Origin of the sequence: Pseudoalteromonas sp. KAN5, assembly GCF_022846535.1 — a bacterium.
GTDB lineage: Bacteria > Pseudomonadota > Gammaproteobacteria > Enterobacterales > Alteromonadaceae > Pseudoalteromonas > Pseudoalteromonas haloplanktis.
On sequence record NZ_AP025589.1, the window covers coordinates 2,089,336 to 2,110,420 of the forward strand.

20 protein-coding genes and 1 pseudogene are annotated in these 21,085 nt (G+C 42.6%); all 21 read right to left on the minus strand.

What is annotated here, in order from left to right:
* Positions 1-7 precede the first annotated feature (7 nt).
* The 21 genes and pseudogenes from KAN5_RS09415 to KAN5_RS09515 all read right to left on the minus strand — a co-directional run bounded on the left by KAN5_RS09415 (position 8) and on the right by KAN5_RS09515 (position 21,067).
* Positions 8-802: a chemotaxis protein CheW gene (locus KAN5_RS09415; protein ID WP_244389599.1), complete on the minus strand. Its 795-nt coding sequence runs from the start codon at positions 800-802 to the stop codon at positions 8-10.
* A 3-nt stretch (positions 803-805) separates the two neighbouring features.
* Entirely contained in the window at positions 806-1,576 is a 771-nt protein-coding gene (locus KAN5_RS09420; RefSeq protein WP_016708029.1) for a ParA family protein, read from the minus strand.
* Positions 1,577-1,584: 8 nt separating this feature from the next.
* Positions 1,585-2,547 (minus strand): flagellar motor protein MotB, encoded by a 963-nt coding sequence (locus tag KAN5_RS09425; RefSeq protein WP_244389600.1) that lies wholly within the window; start codon positions 2,545-2,547, stop codon positions 1,585-1,587.
* Positions 2,547-3,311, minus strand: a complete 765-nt coding sequence (locus KAN5_RS09430) for a flagellar motor protein (protein ID WP_244389601.1) — start codon at positions 3,309-3,311, stop codon at positions 2,547-2,549. Before KAN5_RS09430 ends, KAN5_RS09425 begins: the two co-directional genes overlap by 1 nt.
* Positions 3,304-4,441: pseudogene (locus KAN5_RS09435) on the minus strand (chemotaxis response regulator protein-glutamate methylesterase). The gene KAN5_RS09430 and the pseudogene KAN5_RS09435 overlap by 8 nt, the downstream one beginning before the upstream one ends.
* 66 nt (positions 4,442-4,507) lie before the next feature.
* On the minus strand, positions 4,508-6,712 hold the full coding sequence (locus KAN5_RS09440) for a chemotaxis protein CheA (protein WP_016708033.1): 2,205 nt from the start codon (positions 6,710-6,712) through the stop codon (positions 4,508-4,510).
* A 14-nt stretch (positions 6,713-6,726) separates the two neighbouring features.
* On the minus strand, positions 6,727-7,491 hold the full coding sequence (locus KAN5_RS09445; protein ID WP_138554068.1) for a protein phosphatase CheZ: 765 nt from the start codon (positions 7,489-7,491) through the stop codon (positions 6,727-6,729).
* A 17-nt stretch (positions 7,492-7,508) separates the two neighbouring features.
* Complete coding sequence (gene cheY, locus KAN5_RS09450; protein ID WP_016708035.1) at positions 7,509-7,892, minus strand: chemotaxis response regulator CheY; 384 nt, start codon at positions 7,890-7,892, stop codon at positions 7,509-7,511.
* 40 nt (positions 7,893-7,932) lie between these two features.
* Positions 7,933-8,643 (minus strand): RNA polymerase sigma factor FliA, encoded by a 711-nt coding sequence (locus tag KAN5_RS09455; RefSeq protein WP_029216090.1) that lies wholly within the window; start codon positions 8,641-8,643, stop codon positions 7,933-7,935.
* A gap of 26 nt (positions 8,644-8,669) precedes the next feature.
* Complete coding sequence (locus KAN5_RS09460) at positions 8,670-9,530, minus strand: MinD/ParA family protein (RefSeq protein ID WP_016708037.1); 861 nt, start codon at positions 9,528-9,530, stop codon at positions 8,670-8,672.
* The gene (gene flhF / locus KAN5_RS09465) at positions 9,523-10,992 is read right to left on the minus strand and encodes a flagellar biosynthesis protein FlhF (RefSeq protein ID WP_016708038.1); all 1,470 of its coding nucleotides are present in this window, start codon (positions 10,990-10,992) and stop codon (positions 9,523-9,525) included. The genes KAN5_RS09460 and flhF overlap by 8 nt, the downstream gene beginning before the upstream one ends.
* A 23-nt stretch (positions 10,993-11,015) precedes the next feature.
* Positions 11,016-13,124, minus strand: a complete 2,109-nt coding sequence (gene flhA / locus KAN5_RS09470) for a flagellar biosynthesis protein FlhA (RefSeq protein ID WP_016708039.1) — start codon at positions 13,122-13,124, stop codon at positions 11,016-11,018.
* A gap of 71 nt (positions 13,125-13,195) precedes the next feature.
* Positions 13,196-14,326: a flagellar biosynthesis protein FlhB gene (flhB, locus tag KAN5_RS09475; protein WP_016708040.1), complete on the minus strand. Its 1,131-nt coding sequence runs from the start codon at positions 14,324-14,326 to the stop codon at positions 13,196-13,198.
* A 9-nt stretch (positions 14,327-14,335) separates the two neighbouring features.
* Positions 14,336-15,115 (minus strand): flagellar biosynthetic protein FliR, encoded by a 780-nt coding sequence (fliR, locus tag KAN5_RS09480; RefSeq protein WP_016708041.1) that lies wholly within the window; start codon positions 15,113-15,115, stop codon positions 14,336-14,338.
* A 1-nt stretch (position 15,116) separates the two neighbouring features.
* Positions 15,117-15,386, minus strand: coding sequence for a flagellar biosynthesis protein FliQ (gene fliQ / locus KAN5_RS09485; RefSeq protein ID WP_016708042.1), 270 nt, complete (start codon positions 15,384-15,386; stop codon positions 15,117-15,119).
* A 43-nt stretch (positions 15,387-15,429) separates the two neighbouring features.
* Positions 15,430-16,170 carry a flagellar type III secretion system pore protein FliP gene (gene fliP, locus KAN5_RS09490; RefSeq protein ID WP_016708043.1) on the minus strand — a complete coding sequence of 247 codons (741 nt, stop codon included), beginning with the start codon at positions 16,168-16,170 and terminating at the stop codon, positions 15,430-15,432.
* 1 nt (position 16,171) lies between these two features.
* Positions 16,172-16,558 (minus strand): flagellar biosynthetic protein FliO, encoded by a 387-nt coding sequence (gene fliO, locus KAN5_RS09495; RefSeq protein ID WP_016708044.1) that lies wholly within the window; start codon positions 16,556-16,558, stop codon positions 16,172-16,174.
* Complete coding sequence (gene fliN / locus KAN5_RS09500) at positions 16,555-16,953, minus strand: flagellar motor switch protein FliN (RefSeq protein WP_016708045.1); 399 nt, start codon at positions 16,951-16,953, stop codon at positions 16,555-16,557. The genes fliO and fliN overlap by 4 nt, the downstream gene beginning before the upstream one ends.
* A gap of 22 nt (positions 16,954-16,975) precedes the next feature.
* Positions 16,976-18,064 (minus strand): flagellar motor switch protein FliM, encoded by a 1,089-nt coding sequence (gene fliM, locus KAN5_RS09505; RefSeq protein ID WP_016708046.1) that lies wholly within the window; start codon positions 18,062-18,064, stop codon positions 16,976-16,978.
* A gap of 9 nt (positions 18,065-18,073) precedes the next feature.
* Positions 18,074-18,601: a flagellar basal body-associated protein FliL gene (fliL, locus tag KAN5_RS09510; RefSeq protein WP_244389602.1), complete on the minus strand. Its 528-nt coding sequence runs from the start codon at positions 18,599-18,601 to the stop codon at positions 18,074-18,076.
* 93 nt (positions 18,602-18,694) lie between these two features.
* A complete protein-coding gene (locus KAN5_RS09515; protein ID WP_244389603.1) occupies positions 18,695-21,067 on the minus strand; it encodes a flagellar hook-length control protein FliK in 2,373 nt (790 codons plus the stop codon).
* Between the last annotated feature and the right edge of the window lie 18 nt (positions 21,068-21,085).

Genomic DNA, 21,085 nt, shown 5'->3' on the forward strand with positions numbered 1-21,085 from the left:
ATAATCGTTACTGCTCGCGGCTATCTAAACCTTGCTCTAATAATTGATTTAAACTTTGTACATCAATTAAGGCACACATTTTTTCTTTAATTACACCTGCAAGCCAAGGCCGCTTGCCACTTTTAGCTCGCCATTTCACATCTTCACTACGCAGTGTGATGTTATTAACTAGCTTTTCCGCCAATAATCCCCACTGGCTATCACCTAAAGTAATTAAGTATTGGTAGTTTAATTTGTCTTCTAACTCTTGGGTATACTTTTCTGGCATAACCCAACGAGCGGTATCAACAACATTAAGGTTTTCTTCACGATTTAGCATAACCCCTTTAAACCATTTAGGTTTACCGAACAATTGATTCACTTCCCCTAACTGATGAATGCCACCAAGTGCCTTCAAGGGGACGGCAAGGGTCAATCCCGCAACTTCAAAAAATAACGCTTGGAATTCACCATCAAAGTAATCTTCTTGACGTTGAACTGGCGTTTTCGCCGCAACGCCATCAAGTGATGAACGCTCTTTAGCTATATCATTGATATTAGCTTGGATCTGTGGTTTCTCAAGGGAGGGAGGAGTTTGTTCGGTTATTTCTTGTTGAACATCTGTTGCAGGTTCGTTCAATGCGCTGGGTTGCACAATCGTTTGCTGCGATGCCTTCGCTGGCATGTCAGTGCTACTATTTGTTGGTGATACTTGTTCGAGTAATTTTGCAACCGGCTCTAAGTCCGTAGATTCTTCTTCGCACAATAAAGCCCCCAAGTACTGGGTCATTACTTTTTCATTAGCAAATAACTGCTTACTCATTCATTAACCTTGTTCAATTAAATAGTCGAGTAATGCGCGATAAGCATAAACACCTCTGGAGCGTGGGCAATATTGAACTGGCACTTGCTGAGCTAAACTTGCATCACGAAACTTTGTATCGACCGGTATGACCCCTGGCCACACCTTGTCTTGGTAGCTCTGCTGTAACGTTTTATATGCCTCAAGAGATGCATTGGTGCGTTTATCATACATTGTAGGGATAATGGTATATTGATACTGCTTTGATTGCGAGCTTTGCATTAACTCCATGGTCCGCATCATTCTATCAAGCCCTTTTAGTGCCAAAAACTCCGTTTGCACCGGCACTAAGATCCGTTCACTGGCCGCCAAAGCGTTTACCATTAAAACGCCCAACACAGGCGGACAATCTAATATCGCATAATCGTAATGCTCACTGATTTTAGTTAATGCTTTTTTTAAAATCAGCCCCATCCCTGTTTTATTTCCCATACTACGATCTAAGGTGGCAATTGCCATAGTAGCAGGCAAAATATCTAAATTATCAATATTTGATGGGCACAGTGCTTGTAAAATCTCTTCACTGGCCATGGTGTTACCCCGGGCAAAGATATCATAGACACTGACTTCTAAATCTTCAGAATCAATGCCAAAGTAATACGTTAACGATGCATGTGGATCAGTATCTATCAGTAATACTCGCTTTCCTTGCAGCGCTAATATGCCAGCTAAACTAACAGCCGTCGTGGTTTTACCTACTCCGCCTTTTTGATTCGCTACTGTCCAAATTTTCACATCACACCTTATTGTTTTTCATTGCGCGTTGTAATTCGAATACCGCCATGTGGGAGTTGGATCACTTTAATGCTGTTATCGTCACTTGGCAACTCAATTGGTTGTGGCTCTGGCGCTAATTGTTGCCTCTTCTGCTCCTCAGTGGCTTTAGGCTCCGGTGGCAAACCGTACTTAGATAAGGCCACCACCACCTTACGATTTTCCGCTCGGCCTTGCTCGGTATCATTGTCAGCAAAAGGTGAATATTGTCCATAGCCTTCAATAGCCATTCGAGCCGGATTAATTCCTAAGCTCTCAAGCTCTACTAGCATAGACGTTGCTCGAGCGACTGACAGCTCCCAATTAGACCGAAACATTTCATTTCGAATCGTTTCGTTATCAGTATAACCACGCACCCGTATATAATTATCAACTGGGGCTATAATATCTTTCACGAGTTTGATCACTTGTTTTGCACGTAAGTGTGCCACAGCACTACCACTTGAAAACAACATTCCTGAGCTCAATTCAATAATCAACCAATCTTGGTGTAATTCTAAACTGGCTTCGCCATCACGTATTTCATCAATTAACGCTGATTGCAGTTTAGTCAGTAAACTATCCAATGGTTTACCTAAATGCTTTTGCTTTATATTACTCGTATCGCTTTGACCATCGAGCAACTCTGGACCTACTTCTTGCTTTTGGATACTTTCCCCATACAGTAGCTCTTTTTCGGGGCTAACCCTATCAGTTAATAAGCCTGTTCCAGTTACGCCTTGGCCTTCTTGGGAATGCTGGCGAGCTGATTTATCAAACACTTGCTCTAGCGAGTCAGATAGAATTTGGAAGCTTTCTTCTTTATTGATAGCAATGGCATACATCACCACAAAAAATGCAAACATTATGGTCATGTAATCAGCATAGGAAACCAGCCAACGCTCAGTATGTTGGTTTTTATTTGACGAATGGCGAAGGCGGCGGCGTATCATTATGGTTGCAACTGAGTCGGTCGCTCAACACGATACGCTTCAAGTTTAAGCTCAATATTAGCTGGACTATCGCCTTGACTCATAGCGATAATCCCCTCTGCGAGCAGCTCGTGGTACAGCATTTTCTGTTCAATCTGTTGCTGTAGTTTGTTAGCCATAGGCAAAAATAATAAATTTGCCAAGCCAACACCATAAATAGTTGCTATAAATGCCGTTGCCACGCCCGCGCCTAATTTTTCAGGATCTGTGATAAACGACATTGCCTGAATAAGCCCAAGTACGGCCCCTAAAATACCAATAGTTGGGCTATAACCGCCTAGCGCTTCATAGACACGGCTGGCCTCAAGTAGACGTTCACGCTCCAGTAATAAATCAATTTCTAGCGTGTCTCTAAGTTTTTGTTCACTATTACCATCAATCAACAAACTGAGTCCTTTGGCAACATATGGATCAGGGTGCGTTAATGCAATCTCTTCTAAAGCCAAATAACCTTCTTGACGCGCTTTATGAGACCAACCTTTCACTTGCTCAATAGCCCCATCGATATCATGACGTGGTGGAAAGAACACCCAATGGCTGATCTTGAGTACTTTACTAAAGGTACTGGCTGGTGTTTGTAACATCACAGCCCCGAGTGTCCCACCGAGCACAATGATGAGCGCTGGACCATTAAACAACGCACTAACAACCCCGCCTTCCAATGAGTAGCCAAAGCCAATAGCACAAAGGGCCACTAATAGGCCTAAAAATGACAGCTTATCCACAACCAATCTCACGAACTAATCGAGTAGCAACATCGCTCAGTGCAATACTTGCTGATGATAGCCCCGCACTTGTAACCGCTTGCGGCATACCATAAACCACACTGGTTTTTTCATCTTGTGCCCAGATAGTGGCACCCGCTTGTTTCAGCATCCTCGCTCCATCACGGCCATCGGCTCCCATTCCTGTCAGAACAACAGCCAGTACATCACCTTGAAACGCTTTCGCTGTACTGGCAAAGGTAACGTCAACACTGGGTTTATATGTGATCCGCGCACTATCATCTTCAAATACTCTTAGCGTCCGGTTCCCCCCCTCGCCCTTCAATCAACATTTGTTGACCGCCTGGTGCCAAATAAGCCGTACCTGGCATTAATCTATCCCCCTGCTGAGCTTCTTTTACGTGTATTTTACACAAGCTATTTAAACGAGCAGCAAATGCAGGGGTAAAGGCTGCAGGCATATGCTGGATCAATAAAATAGGATGTGGAAAGTTAGCAGGTAATTGGGTCAAAATGGTTTGCAGTGCAACAGGACCACCAGTAGAGGTACCAATAGCGACAACTTGATATTTCTTCCCTGAAGCGCGAATAGAGGCGGTAGCACCAGCACTTGGTGCTGTATTTCGGTTGAAACTTCTATCCGGCTGAGTAATTGTAGAGCGCAGGGAAGTCGTAGCACCTGAAGGTGGCACTGCTGGCGTTGATGATACTGGCCGACTAAAACGTGATAATCGACGGCGGCCGATTTCTTTTACTTTATTTTGTAATAGCTTAATTGCGTCTTCATTATTACGGGCAATATCTTCAAACTTTTTCGGTAAGAAATCCAACGCCCCCGCATCAAGCGCATCTAAAGTGGCCGTTGCACCATCACGAGTAAGTGAAGAAAACATCAGGATTGGTGTTGGGTTAGCCGCCATGATCTGTTTTACAGCACTAATCCCATCAAGCACCGGCATTTCAACATCCATGGTGATTACATCAGGTCGTAATTGGTTTGCTTTATCCACAGCTTCTCGGCCATTTACCGCAAAACCAATAACTTCAATATCCTTATCTTGCTCGAGTATTTCGCTCACTCGACGGCGAAAAAAACTTGAATCATCAACAACTAAAACTTTAACTGCCATCGGCATACTCTTGTTAAATTTTATCTGTGAGAGCTAAATTAGCTCTCACGTTAAGATAAGAATGGACTAGGCGTAGTGCTTTAACAGGCTAGGCACATCTAAAATAAGCGCTATACCACCATCAGAGGTGATTGTTGCACCTGCCATACCCGGCGTACCTTGTAATAAAGCATCAAGCGGCTTGATCACCACCTCTTCTTGACCAATCAATGAATCAACAACAAAGCCAACTTGTTGTGTGCCTATTTGTACAATCACAACATGGCCTTGTGCTTTGCGCTGAGAACGATCGGCACCTTTAACTAACCAATGTTCTAAGTAAAACAATGGCAACGCTTTTTTACGCACTATGATAGTTAATTGACCATCAACAACATTGGTTTTAGTGAGATCAAGGTGAAATATTTCATTTACACCAGCCAGCGGTAATGCAAATGTCTGCTCGCCAACAACAACCATCAATGTTGGTAAGATTGCCAGCGTTAGCGGTACTTTAATTTCTAAAACTGTGCCTACACCCAGCTCAGACTGAATATTCACAGAGCCATTAAGCTGAGTAATTTTGGTTTTCACCACATCCATACCCACACCACGGCCAGAAATATCCGAGATCTGCTCTTTAGTAGAAAAGCCAGGAGCAAAGATTAAGTTATATGCTTCAGTATCAGATAAACGGGCTGCTTGTTCGTGATCAAGCACGCCTTTACTAATAGCAATCTTTTTCAGCTTTTCAGGATCCATACCCGCACCGTCATCACGGATGGTAAGTAAAATATGGTCACCTTCTTGGGATGCTGACAATGTCACAGTACCTGTACGTGATTTACCCGCCGCTTCACGCACATCAGGCATTTCGATACCATGATCCACTGAGTTACGCACTAAGTGAACAAGTGGATCCGCCAGTGCTTCAACTAAGTTTTTATCTAAATCAGTCTCTTCACCAACCAATAACAAGTTGATGTCTTTTTTCAAGCTACGTGCTAAATCACGGACTACACGAGGGAAACGACCAAACACTTTTTTGATCGGTTGCATGCGGGTTTTCATCACCGCACCTTGTAAATCTGCAGTTACCACATCAAGGTTGGAAATGGCTTTACCCATGGCCTCACTTTCAGTGTTAGTCGCAAGGCTTACGAGACGATTACGTACTAATACTAACTCGCCAACCATATTCATTATTTGATCGAGACGCTTAGTGTCAACACGTACTGTTGTATCAGCTTGTGCCGGTGGTGCTTTTTTCGCCGCTGCTGGTGTTGTTGTTGCAGGAGCCGTTGTCGATGTTACTGTAGGAGCCGGCTTTTCAACTTCTTTACTTACCTCTGTGCGAACTGGCTCTTTTGCTTCAGGCTTAGCGCTTGATGAAGTCGTTGGTGTGGATGCTGACACAGGTACTGATTCTGTCGCTTGGGGAGCACTCCCTTTACCATGCAATTCATCTAGCAGAGCTTCAAATTCATCATCGCTGATCTCATCCGAGCTTGAAGTTTTTGGCGCTTCAACCGGTGTTGAAGGTGAAGCTGCGGCTTGGCTACTGGTCGTATTACTAACGATACCAAAGCTACCAACACCGTGTAACTCATCTAACAGGCTATCAAATTCGTCATCTGTAATATCACTATTCGATGAATCATTACTTACCGAACTTGTTGTGGCTGCCGGGCTTTGCCCTTTACCATGTAGTTCATCAAGTAAACTTTCAAATTCATCTTCTGTAATTTCATCAATTTGCACTTCAGTCGTATCGTTTTCGACCTGACCATCAAATAAAACATCAAATGCAAATGGGTCGTCATCATCTAAAATCGCGTCAGCATCAACTTGTGGAGCTGGAGTACTGTCAATTGGTGATGCACTACTGATTTCATCTGCACTCGGAGGCAGACCAAGTTTGTGTAAAACGGCAAGTAATTCAGGATCTGCAGGCTCAGGCTTTTCTCTACTTTGAATAGTCGCAAACATTTCGTTAATTGTATCGAGTGCTTGTAGGATCACATCCATTAGCTCAGAATTAACTTTACGCACACCTTGGCGTAATAAATCAAATACGTTTTCAGCGCCATGACAAGCATCAACTAGCTCGGTCATACTTAAAAAACCAGCACCGCCTTTTACCGTATGAAAGCCACGGAAAATTGCATTGAGTAATTCGGTATCATCTGGGTTATTTTCAAGCTCCACCAGCTGTTCTGACAAAAGCTCAAGAATTTCTCCAGCCTCAACTAGAAAATCCTGTAAAATATCTTCATCGACTTCAAAGCTCATGCCGTTATCTCCTCTTAGAAGCCCAAACTTGATAATAAATCATCTACATCATCTTGCCCTGAGACAACATCATCACGAGATTCTTTATCAATAATTGGCCCTTCTGGGCCTGCAATTTTATTTTCAGCAGGCATTTTTTCAATGGCTGGTGCTACTATTTTTGTTTCTCGATCGTCTTGGCTACCAAATGCCGTTAACAAATGGATCAAGCTGTCTTCTACTTCTCTAACTAATTCGATCACTCGGCGGATCACTTGGCCAGTCAAATCTTGGAAGTCTTGCGCCATTAACACATTGGTCATTAGCCCTTGCAGTTCATCCGTTTTAGTTTGTGAGTTATTCATAAACTTATCTAAACTATGACAGAGAGTTTTAAACTCACCCAACTCAATTTCACGACTCATGAGGCGATCCCATGTTGGTTTGATGTGTGAAATCTCATCAGCGAGTTGTTGAGCAATAGGTAAACTTGCTTCTACCGCGTCCATGGTTTTATTAGCAGCGTTCTCTGTCATTTCCATAACATAGTTAAGGCGCTGCTTTGCATCAGGAATTGCTTCGGTAGTCAAATCAGCTAAACGTGTGTCGAGTTCAAAATTTTTCAACGCGTCATGCAGCTGACGTGTCAACTTACCTACTTCGGCGAATAATTCTGATTGCTCTTTTGACGCAGCATCAATAATTAATTGATCAGCTTTATCTTGTTCACCATTTTCAAGGTAAACTACAAGCTGACGGGCTTGCTCTAAACTGATCTGAGGCGCAGCTGGTGCTGACATAAGCCTCTCCTATTTATTTAACCTAAACGCTCAAACACTTTTTCCAATTTGGTCTTAAGTGTCGCAGCTGTAAATGGCTTAACGATATAACCGTTAACACCAGCCTGAGCAGCAGCAACAATTTGTTCTTTTTTAGCTTCTGCTGTGACCATCAAAACTGGAATATGTTTTAGGCTGTCATCAGCTCTAATGGCACGCAACAAGTCAATCCCTTGCATACCCGGCATATTCCAGTCTGTTACTACAAAATCAAATTCTTGATTTTGTAGCATTGGCAATGCTGTTGAGCCATCATCAGCTTCTTGTACATTTGTAAAACCTAAATCTCTTAACAGATTTTTGATAATACGTCTCATCGTCGAAAAATCATCAACAACAAGAATTTTCATGTTTTTATCCAAAACATCCTCCGGTGAGGTCTGAACCTATATTTACTTACTACTAATTTATCCAGTCATTGATTTTTGCTTTTAGCTTAATCATCGCCTGACCATGTATCTGACTCACACGCGATTCGCTTACATCGAGTATATGTCCAATCTCTTTTAAATTCATTTCATCGTTATAGTACAGCGATAATACTAGCCCATCTCGTTCAGGTAAGGATTGTATAGCTGCTAACAATGATTTATTAAAGCGTTCATTTTTAACATTATTAAAGGGCTTGTCTAGCGCTAAATCATGTCCTACTGGGGTAATAACATCTTCGTCAACCCCTAAATCTTCTATTCCTAGTACTTTGCTGGAGTTCACATCACTAAGAATATGATGGTACTCATCGAGTGTAATATCAAGTTTTTCAGCAACTTCAATATCTTTAGGCTCGCGATTAAGTTCACTTTCAAGTTCACTAATTGCCTCAGCTACTCTACGACTATTACGATGTACAGAACGAGGTGCCCAATCACCACGGCGCATTTCATCAAGCATTGCGCCACGAATACGAATACCTGCAAAGGTTTCAAAACTTGCACCTTTGCTTGCATCAAAATTTTTCGACGCTTCAATCAGCCCTATCATTCCCGATTGAATCAAATCATCGAGCTGCACACTCGCAGGTAAACGAGCGATTAAATGACACGCCACTTTTTTGACAAGTGAGGCATGTCGTTCAACAATCACATTTAGATTTTGTGTAGATTGATATCCCATCGCTTTATTCACCGATGCTGTCATAGTTAGCCGTTTACTAGTTTTTCTATGAAAAATTCTAAATGGCCAGAAGGTTGATTAGGTATAGGCCATTTAACTGCTTTTGTCGCTAATGTTTTAAATGCTATTGCTGCAGGGGAGTTAGGGAATAAGTCAACAATCACTTTTTGCCGACGTGTTGATTTACGCATATTCTCATCGTAAGGGACAGTGGCAACCAACTCCATCGATACATCCAAAAAGCGGTCTGTTACTTTTGAGAGTTTTGCAAATAACTCATGGCCTTCACGCATGCTGCGAACCATATTAGCCACGATTTTAAATTTATAAACACCATGCTCACGGCTTAATACCTTGATTAAGGCATAAGCATCGGTAATAGAAGTTGGTTCATCGCATACGACGACCATGACATCTTGGGCTGCGCGAGAAAAGCTTAACACCATGTCAGAAATACCAGCAGCAGTATCAACAATCAATATATCAAATTCGGTATTTAATTCGCTAAATGCGCGGATCAGACCAGCATGCTCAGAAGGTGAAAGTTCGACCATGCTTTGCGAACCAGACGTTGCTGGCACTATTTTTATTCCAGCAGGACCTTCCACCAAAATTTCGTCGAGTTCACATTCGCCTGATAATACATGAGAAAGGTTACGTTCTACTCGCAGTCCGAGCATTACATCGCAATTCGCCAAACCTAAATCGGCATCCAGTACTAATACTCGGTTTCCGAGTTGACCTAAGGCAATCGCAGTGTTTAGTGAGACGTTCGTTTTACCAACCCCACCTTTACCACCTGTGACAGCGATAACTTTAACGCCCTTATTATTGTTTTGACTCATTTTACGCAGGCCACTTGCTTGATCTAATACTGTGTTAATCATACATCCCTACTGTGCTTGACGCTACTGCTTGACGTCGTGAATGTTGCGCTTTTGTTCTTTTTAAATACAATTGTTCAGCTTTTTTTACTAATTTCTCTGCATTAGCGACCCGAATGTCTTCAGGCACACGCTGACCATTAGTAAGATACCCTATTGGGAGGCGATTTTGAATCGCTATACTAATAATCTCGCCTAAACTTAACGATTCGTCTAATTTAGTGAAAATACAGCCACTTAATTGTACTTTTTTAAAGTGCCTTACGGTTTCTTGCAATACATTAATTTGAGCTGTAGCACTGAGTACTAGATAGTTACGAATATCAACTCGTTGATTACGCATTAGCGTGTTCAATTGTTCGGTTAAACGTAAATCACGTTGACTCATGCCAGCGGTATCTATTAATACTAGACGCTTATTGCGTAAATGGTATAAAACTTCAGCTAATTCATTGGCATCTTTAACTTGTTTTACACCACAGCCAATAATACGGCCATAAGTAGCTAATTGCTCATAGGCACCAATGCGGTAAGTATCGGTGGTGATAAGTGCGACTTTATCAGCCCCATACTTTTGTGCCCCCAGAGCGGCAAGTTTAGCAACTGTGGTTGTTTTACCCACTCCCGTTGGGCCAACAAGTGCAAAAACGCCGCCTTGGCGTAGAATCTCGTTATTAGTGGTATGCATTTGGTTTTCAACCATTTGCAACAATGCTTGCCATGCTTGTTGACGCGATACATCATCAGGAATAAAGCACGCCATTTGTTCAGCCACTTCGCTATCAATCCCCATGCCAACTAAACGGTCAATCATACATGCACGCGTTGGATCGCGACGTGCTAAGTCTTGTTGCATTAAACCTGAAACTTGATACTCAAGTAATTGACGCATTGCAGCCATTTCATCACGCATCGCGCTGATTTCATCGGTTTTGGCTGCGTTTTTGCTTGGTATTGGGGCATCCAAATCATCAAAGCCACTTTCAAGTTCATCATCAAACCCTAAGCTATGTGCTTGGGTCTCTGGACGAGCTACACTCTGACGACGAGCAAAATCATTATGTGTTGGTTGCTCATGACGAGTTTGCTGTGCTTGTTGCTGTGGCTGATATTGGGTTGCGGTGTCAATTCCTGACTGACTAAACATTGAGGCAAGCTCAGGTGAGCGCGGACGAGGTGATTGGCGCTCTAATAATGCTTGTAAGCTATCTGCTACTGCAGCTTGCGGCTCCGGCTGGGTGCGTTGCGGCGCAGGTTTAACAAAGTGAGTATTTGTTTGTGCTGTTGTTGCCTGTGGCTGTGCCGGCGCTTTAGGGGCCGCTTTTTCATAATCAACGGCGGCAACAATTTCTACCCCATTGGCTAATTTTTTATTTGACATGATGACCGCATCAACACCGAGTTCATCTTTCACTTCTTTTAGTGCGGTACGCATATCTTTAGCAAAAAAACGTTTTATTTTCATGGTTCAACCCCTTTAAAATCCGATTATTGGCCTACTGAGCTGACAATCTTGATCTGTCTTTCATCTGGTACCTCTTGGTAAGACATCACCCGTAATCCTGGAATGGTGTACTTAACAAAACGAGATAACACAGTGCGTAACATTCCTGACGTTAGCAATATCGAAGGTTCACCGGCCATTTCTTGGTTTTGATGCGCTTCATTTAAAGATTGTTGAAGTCGCTCTGCAAGTCCTGGTTCTATTCCGGCCCCTTCGTCGCCTGCATTTTGCAGTGACTGATGCAACATCTGTTCCAACTCAGGCGCCAAGGTTATGACAGGGATTTCTGATGACATACCAACCGCGTCTTGAACTATCAGTCTGCGCAGTGAAATACGCACTGCTGCCGTTAGTACATCTGGGTCTTGACTACGTGGGCCATACTCAACGAGGGTTTGCACAATTGAGCGCATGTCACGAATAGCAACGCCTTCATTCAAGAGGTTTTGCAATACTTTTACAATAACCGTCAGTGGTAAAGTATCTGGCACTAGCCCTTCAACTAAACGTGGATGACTCTTGGCAAGCATATCAAGGAGGTTTTGCACTTCTTCATGGCCCAGTAACAATGCCGCACTATTGGTTAATAACTGGCTAATATGGGTTGCAACGACCGTTGCAGAATCAACTACGGTATACCCTAGCGATTGCGCTTCATCTTTTTGATCGGGCTTGATCCACACTGCATCTAAACCAAAGGCAGGATCTTTTGTTTCAATCCCTTTGATGGGGCCAAACACTTGTCCTGGGTTTATCGCCAGCTCATCACCATGTTTGAGCTCACCTTCACCAGTAGATACCCCCATCATAGTGATTCTGTATGCATTCGGGTCAAGCTCTAGATTATCGCGAATATGAACAGGGGGTACTAAAAACCCCAACTCTTGAGATAGTTTTTTTCGTACCCCTTTTATCCGGTTAAGTAACTCACCACCTTGTGATTGATCAACCAAAGGAATTAAACGATAGCCAACTTCAAGACCTATAACATCAACTTGCTGCACATCATCCCAGCCTAGCTCTTTTTGCTCTTGTTTATTTGCAACACCGGTGCCTGTAGCGCCTCCATTTGCAGCTTCAGCTTCTTTTGCGGCCGCTTCTTTTAGTTTGCTTTGCTGCGCGTAATAGGCAAGATAACCCAGTAGTGCACCCAAGCTTAAAAATGCAAAGTGGGGCATCCCTGGCACTAACCCCATCACAATTAAGATACCTGAAGCGATAAATAATGATTTTTCGTTACCAAGTTGCTTCTTGAATTGGTCGCCCATATTGAGCGATTCATTTTGACGAGTAACAACAATCGCTGTACCAATTGATAGAAGTAATGAAGGAAGTTGAGCCACTAGGCCATCACCAATAGTCAGTAAGGTATAAACTTCCATTGCCCGACTAAAACTTAAATCGTGTTGGATCATACCAACAAATAAACCACCGACGATATTGATAACCAAAATCACAATACCGGCAATCGCATCGCCTTTTACAAATTTACTGGCACCATCCATTGAACCATAAAAGTCGGCTTCGCGGGTTACTTCTTCACGGCGATCTCTCGCTTGCTCGGCACTGATAAAGCCCGCATTTAAGTCGGCGTCTATAGCCATTTGTTTACCTGGCATTGCATCTAAGGTAAAGCGCGCGGATACTTCCGAGATACGCCCAGCACCTTTGGTAATTACCACAAAGTTGATGATGATCAAGATTAAGAATACTACGAGGCCAACCGCATAGTTACCACCGATCACAACCGAGCCAAATGCTTCGATAACTTTACCAGCAGCGTCCCCGCCATTATGCCCTTCCAACAATACCACTCGGGTACTGGCAACGTTAAGTGCTAAACGCATAATGGTCGCAATCAATAGTACGGCTGGGAACATACCAAACTCGACGGGTTTCATGGTGTAGACAGTAACCAGTAAAACCACCAGTGCTAAAGCTATATTAAACGAAAAAAGAATGTCGAGTAAAAATGGCGGGAGTGGTAATATCACCATTCCCAGCGCTGCAAGCACTAATAAAGGCGTACCAACACCTTTCAAATACTCTTTTTTATCTTTATTAAGTTGTTGTAATACAGCTTTAAATTCCATAATTCTACAATTTCAAAAAATTGACACTACACGGAATTTGCAATAACTATTCCAAGTTATTGATTGCTTGATTAATACTTGTAGGCATCAGGAATGGGCAGTGTTTTATTCAATTTGGTTGGACGCTTTCCGCGACCTTTTTGGAATCGTTTAAGCTGAAATACATAAGCTAAAACTTGTGCCACCGCAGTAAAAAGTTGATCAGGGATTTGATCGCCCACCTCAGCGGTATGATACAGTGCGCGAGTCAGCATCGGGGATTCCACAACCGGTACTTCGTTACCAACGGCTATTTTTCTGATCTGCATCGCCATTTCATCAACGCCTTTGGCAACCACAATTGGCGCTCCTGCGCGTTCGGTATCGTACTTTAATGCAACTGAATAATGAGTTGGGTTGGTTACCACCACATCAGCATCAGGGACATCTTGCATCATTCTGCGCTGCGACATTTGTCTTTGCGTTTGCCTGATACGGGCTTTTATTTGTGGATCACCTTCAGAGTTTTTATATTCATCTTTCACTTCTTGCAAGGTCATTTTTAATTCTTTGTGGTGCTTATGACTTTGGTATGGCGCATCAATGGCCGCAATAATTGTTAAGGTGCAGGTCAACCCTAAAAACATCCATGCCAATATTTCTAAAGCGTGAATAATATTACCCGGCGCACTTTCTATACTTAAGTGGAGAATTTCATCAAAGAAGGTATTAATCAAAAAAACGGCAAAGCCTGCAACCACTGCAAACTTTAAAATAGATTTAACCAGTTCAACACCTGCCTGCGGACCAAGCATACGTTTAATGCCTTTGGCAGGCGACATTTTGCTGGCTTTTGGTGCAGCGGCCTGCCAACTAAAGTTAAAGCCGCCAAGTAATGTATTACCAATAATTCCTGCTAAAACAATGATCAGTACAAACATCGCCATAGGAAACACCAGCGCATCCGCCACCATTCCCCATACTGAGAACATTTTTGTCGTATCGTATGTTTCATTACGATTTAAGCTTAGGGTTCGCCCCATAATGTTATACAAACCTTTGCCAATCTCAGGCCCGTATAATAATAAAGAAATCGCAGAAAAAATAAGTACAAACATAGTGCCAAGCTCTTTTGAGCGGGCTATTTGGCCTTTCTTTTTCGATTCCTCAATTTTTTTCCCCGTGGGTTCTTCGGTTTTTTCTTGACCTGAATCTTCAGCCATCACTCTCTCCTACGGGGAACAACCAACTAAAGTACACATTAACTCAACCATTTTTAACCATTGAAATTCAAATTGAGTCACAAAGTTACCCAGCGTTGCCCAAATAATTACTAGCCCCGCAACTAAAGTAAACGGAAAACCGATCGAAAAGATATTTAACTGTGGTGCAGCTCGGGTCATCACGCCAAACGACATATTGATCACTAACATAGCTGTTAAAGGTGCCAGTGATAACACCAGTGCCGTGGTAAACATCCAGCCCCCCCACGTTACTATGTCCCAATAGTGATCCACCGCCCACCAATTACCGTCAATCGGCAAAACCTCGAAACTATGTACCACCATTTGAATCATCATTAAATGGCCATTAAAAACAAAGAAGAGTAACGTTGCTAAAATTAGATAAAACTGCCCCACCGCAGGTACGCTCATACCATTGGATGGATCAACAACCGAGGCGAAACCTAAGCCAGTTTGCATAGCAAGAATTTGACCCGCTAACACAAAAGTATTTAGCATTAGCAATGATGCAAAGCCAATTGCCACACCAATGAGCAGCTGTTGAATGACCACTAGAATCATTTCAAAGGAGAATAAGTTATTAAACGTGGCAGGTGGTAACACGGGCACCACTAAAAACGTAATCACCACGGCTAATCCCATTTTTATTCGTGTCGGCACATTTTTAGCACCTATGCCTGCCATCACCATGATCATTGAACTGATCCGTACCAGCGGCAGTAAAAAATCACTCAGCCACTGGATGATGACCGAAAAAGGGAATTCCATACTAGCCCGCAATCTCTGGGATGATCATGATTAGCCGTGTAAAAAAATCCATCAGCTCTTGGGTTAACCAATGGCCACCGACAATGAGCGCACTAATAGTAATTAATAAGCGCGGTAAAAAACTGAGTGTTTGTTCATTAATTGAAGTTGCGGCCTGAAACACCGCCACCACTAAGCCGACCAATAAACCAGGTACAACAATCGCGGAGACTAATTTAATCACTAAGAATAAGGCATCGCTGAGTATATCAACAAAAATTTCCGGTTCCATGTTGCGCTCCTAGCCGTGTTTTACACAGTGTTGTACAGCCATATCAAGTACCCAAACCAAAGCTTTTCGCTAAAGTACCCATGACTAAACTCCACCCATCAACCAGCACAAATAGCATGATTTTAAATGGTAACGATACGATCATCGGCGATAGCATCATCATACCCATCGCCATTAATACCGATGCCACTACTAAATCAACAATTAAAAACGGAATAAAAAACATAAAACCGATAATGAATGCGGTTTGTAATTCACTGGTCACAAAAGCTGGAATAAGCACGATGAGGGGGGTTGCTTCTGGGGAGTCTAACTGATCATAACCGGCAATTTTAGCGAATGTTTCTAAGTCCTTAATGCGTACCTGTGAAAGCATAAAGGCTTTCATGGGCTCTTTAGCAAGCTCCAGCGCTTGAACTGATGTGACCTGTTCACTCAAATACGGCTGTATAGCTTGCTCATTCACTTTTTGGTAAACCGGTGCCATGATGAAAATACTTAAAAATAATGACATACCTAATAGTATTTGGTTCGACGGTGTTTGTTGCAAACCAATGGCTTGACGTAAAATGGCCAATACCACAATGATACGGGTAAATGAGGTCATCATAATTACCGCCGCTGGAATAAAACTCAGCGCGGTCATAATAGCGAGTACTTGCAACGTCACCGAGTAATCTTGTGAACCATCGGGGTTGGTAGTAATGCTTAATGCTTCAATCCCTTCAGCATTAACTGAAGGGATAAAAACCAATGCAAACAATAGCAGCAGCCACTTAATCATATTATTTGTTCTTTTTAGTATGGTTAGTTTGTGGGTTTAAAAGTTTACCAAAGCGCTCAGCAAGAGCTGGCAACTCTTTTTCGCTCAATGGAGTTTCTAATTTATGCAGGTAGTTAATACTGTGAGGTGTAACACCTAATAAATGCTGGCAATTATCAATTTCGATAACCATCAACCGCTCTCGCGTACTTAACGGTAAACTACGAACAACTTTGAATTCATCCGAATTCGCTAAATTAGGGTTTAGCTTTTTAACCAAAAATGCCAGCACTACAATCAGTACTAGCACCATAATTAAAGACATCACCATTGACAATAAATCGCCCATCGGTGTCCCACTTGGGAGCGCAGCGCTGGCCGCGGTCGATAAAAACAGCCAACTGCTCATCGCAATTTTTTGATCCGTTCAACTTGGCTGATCACGTCAGTGAGACGGATACCAAATTTGTCATTCACCACAACAACTTCACCATGCGCAATCAGTGTTCCATTGACTAATACATCCAATGGCTCACCTGCCACGCGGTCAAGTTCAACTACTGAGCCTTGATTCAGTTGCAGTAAGTTACGAATATTGATTTTTGAACGCCCAACTTCCATAGAGATCGTCACGGGGATATCTAAAATGGTATCGAGTTTGCGCTTTTCTTCGCCACTCATTTCATGTTTAGTATCACTTAACTCATCAAGCTCAGTTACCTTAGGAGCATCAGAGTTATCACTTCCTTCAGCTTCAGCCAGTGCTGCTGCCCATTCGTCCATTGTATCTTGGTCATCACTCATACTATTAAACCTTTTTATTCTTTTACCAGTCTAAGTCCACACCTTCCGAGAGGTGTAAATCATCTTCTAGTTCAGCTAATTCCGCATCTGAATCCAGTTTTTTACCGCCTTTAGTAAAGACATGCAGTTCTGATTTAACTGATTCAGGACGTTTAATTTTTTCACTAATTTGCAGCGCAACATTATCACGAGAACGACCCATTTTAGCTCTAAATGTTGGCAATTCTTCAACGAATACCGTGATATGCTCAGGCATTTCAACAGGGATGATATCCCCTGCTTTTAATTCCATGATTTGCGCTAAGCTTAAATCAACTTCAAGTAATTGTGTTGATATTTCAACTTCCACATCCATGATTTCATCGCGTAGCGCTTTGCTCCAGCGTAGATCGGTGTCTTCGGTATCTGATTGCACACCCGCATCGAGCAACTCACGAATAGGCTCAAGCATTGAATAAGGTAATGCGATATGAAAATCTCCACCGCCGCCATCAAGTTCAATGTGGAATGAGCTGATCACCACCACTTCGGTTGGGCTAACAATATTTGCCATGGCAGGGTTTACTTCGGAGTCAAGGTATTCAAACGACACGTCCATTACCGGTGCCCATGCTTCTTTGTAATCTTCAAAGATTATTTTTAGTAGCATTTGCACTATACGTCGTTCGGTTGGCGTAAATTCGCGACCTTCTATTTTGGCATGATAACGACCATCACCGCCAAAAAAGTTATCAACTAGAATAAACACTAAACGTGCTTCCATAGTGATTAGGCCTGTGCCTTTGAGCGGACGAAAACGCACCATGTTAAGGCTGGTAGGAACAAATAAAGTATGGATATATTCACCAAACTTTATCATCTGTACGCCATTGATAGAGACTTCAGCAGTACGACGCATCATGTTAAACAAGCTGATGCGCATGTGCCTTGCAAAACGTTCGTTAACAATTTCCAAGGTCGGCATACGGCCACGTACAATACGATCTTGTGAAGAGAAATCATATTGCAGCGTACTGCCCCCATCATCATCGTCTTGTAAATCCTCCTCCTCGACTTCGTCGACACCATGTAAGAGGGCATCGATTTCATCTTGGGATAATAAATCACTCACGCTGACCCCTTATTGCATTACAAAGCCGGTAAACAACACCCGCTCAATTACTTTACTACCTTCTACGTCCGTTAGCGCTGCTTGCACTTTATCAAGCGCGGCTACTCGCAGTGTTTCTTTCCCTTCACTCGTGCCTAGTTCATCTGCAGTCGTCGTTGAGAATACGCCAAGTAATGTGCCTTCAATCAGTGGAATATGCTTTTTGGCTATTTCTTCATTCACATCGCCGCGTACTAATAATTGCACTTTAATTTGCACAATACGATCACGGCTAGCACCAGGCACATTGAAAATAAATGGTCGTGGCATAGCAACATATAAGGCACTCCCGATTTTTGCACTATCACCACTTGCGGTATCCTGCTCAGCAGATACAATAGACTCATCAGCAAGTGTTTCTGGTGCAGAATCAGAACCTGATAGTAAGAAAAACCACACTGCTCCAGCAATCACTAAAACGGCCACAGCAATAATGATGATCAACTTCTTTTTCTTTTTGCTACCGTCTTCAATTTCTAAATTTGCTTCTTCAGCCATGCCAATTTCCTTTATTCCTTGATAATAGTGATATTACGAGTGTCACTACCGCCCATCAAGTTATTTATTTTTATAGTCTTATAATAGCAGGTGTTAGGCATAGTAATCTATTGATGATGAAGATTGTTGCCCAGTTGCTACAGTTGATTGCTGAGTGGCGCTATCCTGCTGTTCATTTTGTTGCTGATTTGCCAGTTGGCCTTGGCCGTTGTGTTGTCCATCGCCCCCCTGCTGCGCTTGACCATGACCTTGCTGAATATTACTCTCCCCAAGCTCAATCCCTTGTTGCGCTAGTAACTCACGCAATCGTGGTAATGATTGCTCAAGTGCTTCTTTGGCTTGTTGATTTTGCACAACAAAATTAATATGAGCTTGCTCAGCATCACTACGGATACGAATTTGCATACTGCCCATTTCTGGTGGATCTAGGCGTATTTCAGCTTCTTTATTATTAATACTCAATAACGCACTTACACGCTCTTGTAATAACTTAGCGGCATCACTTTTCACAATATTCAACGCTTGTAATACCGTGGGATCTAAATTCACTTGTTTAGTAGCTGAAGTAGGGCTTGTTTGTTGTGCATGCATTACTTGCATATCAGCCAGTGCTTGCTGATAACTTTGCTCACTCCCGTCATATGCTGCCGTTGCTGTAAGTGCCGTTGTTAGTCCCGTAATCTGGCCAAATAGCTGATTAACACGGGTAATTGAGCTTTCTCGTAATTGGTTTTGCTCTAACTTTAGATGCTCAGCGAGCGGATCTATTTTTGGCTCACTTTTTGATACTCCCTGCTTAACCAATTGCACTTCACTGCCAACGTTGGTTTGTCCTATTTGCTGTTTATTATCAAACTGAACACCTGAAAAAGTACTGGCCTTAGTCGCTGTCGCTTGTGAGCTTTGCGTAGTCATCAGTTTATCACTACTTGTCGGCACCACTGTTGAGTTTGTATCAGCCACACCACTTATCACCGATTGCACACTCTGACTCTGGGCTTGATTGGGCTTTGCTACTGTATTCATTTGCGCAAGTTCATCTATCACAGTATTGATCTTGGCTAGTAGCGTTCCTTTAGGTTGCTCAGTTGCTACAAACTCCTGTAACTTTTGACTTAGCAATTGTTTTTGTTCGCTACTTAATAACGACAACTCTTTACCTAACTGAGTTAACTCAGTTATTTCTGTAGGCGCAGTTTGTGCCAAGGCAGCAGGTTGAGTTGCAGCTGTGCTATTTAAGGTGACAAATTCCGCCAGCGTTTGTTTTAAGCTCGCAACCTTCACTGCGCTTACGCCTTGCTCTTGAATAGTTGCCACTTGTATTTGCAATTGTTGACGTTGCGCTGGGGTTAAATTGCTTAATAATGGATCGGCATTTTTCTGCACTGTCGATTTTTCACTTAACAATAACTTGGTGGTTTGATCGAGCGCCGCGCTATTAGTTGCTGTCAACTGGTCTGTGCTCTGTTCGCTAGTAGACATCGCGCTACTAACATTGCTTAAGTGCTCTGTATTAACTGTTTGCTGCGACTTTGTATTAATTGTTTCAGCCGTCGTTAACGCGGTTTTAATTACTGTCGCATCGGCTGGTAATTCACCGTTATTTTGCTTAGTAGCAGTGCTTTGAATTGCAACTTTCGACTCATAACTTGCCTGTGTTTTTTCACCATCAGTGTCAGCCTCTGCTACTGATGCAGAACTAGCTGGCAGAACAGATTGCAAAGTCTGCGCTTGCTGAGCCATTGGCGTATCTTTTATGGCATGCGGCATATCTTTGGTAGTCAGTGACATCTCTTTTGATGGCAGCGGCATATCTTTTGTTGCCTGTACCGCGTCTTTTAAACTCTCTTTAGAGGTCAGCGGTATATCTTTCACTAGTTGCACATCATCACCAGCGGCATTACCATTGAATTGTAATTGTTTATCAATTGCTTCAGCAATAACACTTTTTTCAGTTTGTAGCGTGGGCTTTAGTTGCTTATCAACAGACTCATCTGCGTCAAAGGGCATATCAATAATTGGCGTGACTTTATCAATGGGGCGCGGTGTTTTGATATCAACAAGTTTATTTTCGTCAATTTCTTCTTGATAGCTACCGAATTGCGTTGTGCGTACAGAGTGAGTGGCTAAAGGGCTTTTTACGCTGGTATCCATATTATTGGCAGCTGTGATCTGTGCGAGCATAGCATCACCGGAATTTGTCGCGTCTTCTTCACTATCTATGTCTATTGTAGGTTCAGCTTTGCTTTGTGCTACAACTGATTCATTTGACGCGGCTTCAATGTCACTTTTTGGCTCTTTCGCAGGAGTTTCAACCGCATTGTGGGCAGTTTGTAATTGGCTAAGAAAATCACCATTTTGGTTGCTTGCACTTTCTGTTGCCGCACTGCCTTTGCTGCCGTCTTTTTTGCTTAACTGAACTTCCTTATCAGCTGAGATAAACACTGAAAGATCACTAATAGCCATAATTCACCTAGATTAAAA

Excerpts from the sequence above, each read along its gene's own strand:
- KAN5_RS09440 (WP_016708033.1), bottom strand. The coding sequence starts at position 6,712 with ATGAGCTTTGAAGTCGATGAAGATATTTTACAGGATTTTCTAGTTGAG.
- flhB (WP_016708040.1), bottom strand. The coding sequence starts at position 14,326 with ATGGCTGAAGATTCAGGTCAAGAAAAAACCGAAGAACCCACGGGGAAA.
- fliP (WP_016708043.1), bottom strand. The coding sequence starts at position 16,170 with ATGATTAAGTGGCTGCTGCTATTGTTTGCATTGGTTTTTATCCCTTCA.
- KAN5_RS09415 (WP_244389599.1), bottom strand. The coding sequence starts at position 802 with ATGAGTAAGCAGTTATTTGCTAATGAAAAAGTAATGACCCAGTACTTG.
- fliQ (WP_016708042.1), bottom strand. The coding sequence starts at position 15,386 with ATGGAACCGGAAATTTTTGTTGATATACTCAGCGATGCCTTATTCTTA.
- KAN5_RS09460 (WP_016708037.1), bottom strand. The coding sequence starts at position 9,530 with ATGATTAACACAGTATTAGATCAAGCAAGTGGCCTGCGTAAAATGAGT.
- KAN5_RS09455 (WP_029216090.1), bottom strand. The coding sequence starts at position 8,643 with ATGGGATATCAATCTACACAAAATCTAAATGTGATTGTTGAACGACAT.
- KAN5_RS09425 (WP_244389600.1), bottom strand. The coding sequence starts at position 2,547 with ATGATACGCCGCCGCCTTCGCCATTCGTCAAATAAAAACCAACATACT.
- KAN5_RS09515 (WP_244389603.1), bottom strand. The coding sequence starts at position 21,067 with ATGGCTATTAGTGATCTTTCAGTGTTTATCTCAGCTGATAAGGAAGTT.
- fliR (WP_016708041.1), bottom strand. The coding sequence starts at position 15,115 with ATGGAATTCCCTTTTTCGGTCATCATCCAGTGGCTGAGTGATTTTTTA.
- flhF (WP_016708038.1), bottom strand. The coding sequence starts at position 10,992 with ATGAAAATAAAACGTTTTTTTGCTAAAGATATGCGTACCGCACTAAAA.
- fliN (WP_016708045.1), bottom strand. The coding sequence starts at position 16,953 with ATGAGTGATGACCAAGATACAATGGACGAATGGGCAGCAGCACTGGCT.
- flhA (WP_016708039.1), bottom strand. The coding sequence starts at position 13,124 with ATGGAATTTAAAGCTGTATTACAACAACTTAATAAAGATAAAAAAGAG.
- fliO (WP_016708044.1), bottom strand. The coding sequence starts at position 16,558 with ATGAGCAGTTGGCTGTTTTTATCGACCGCGGCCAGCGCTGCGCTCCCA.
- fliL (WP_244389602.1), bottom strand. The coding sequence starts at position 18,601 with ATGGCTGAAGAAGCAAATTTAGAAATTGAAGACGGTAGCAAAAAGAAA.
- KAN5_RS09445 (WP_138554068.1), bottom strand. The coding sequence starts at position 7,491 with ATGTCAGCACCAGCTGCGCCTCAGATCAGTTTAGAGCAAGCCCGTCAG.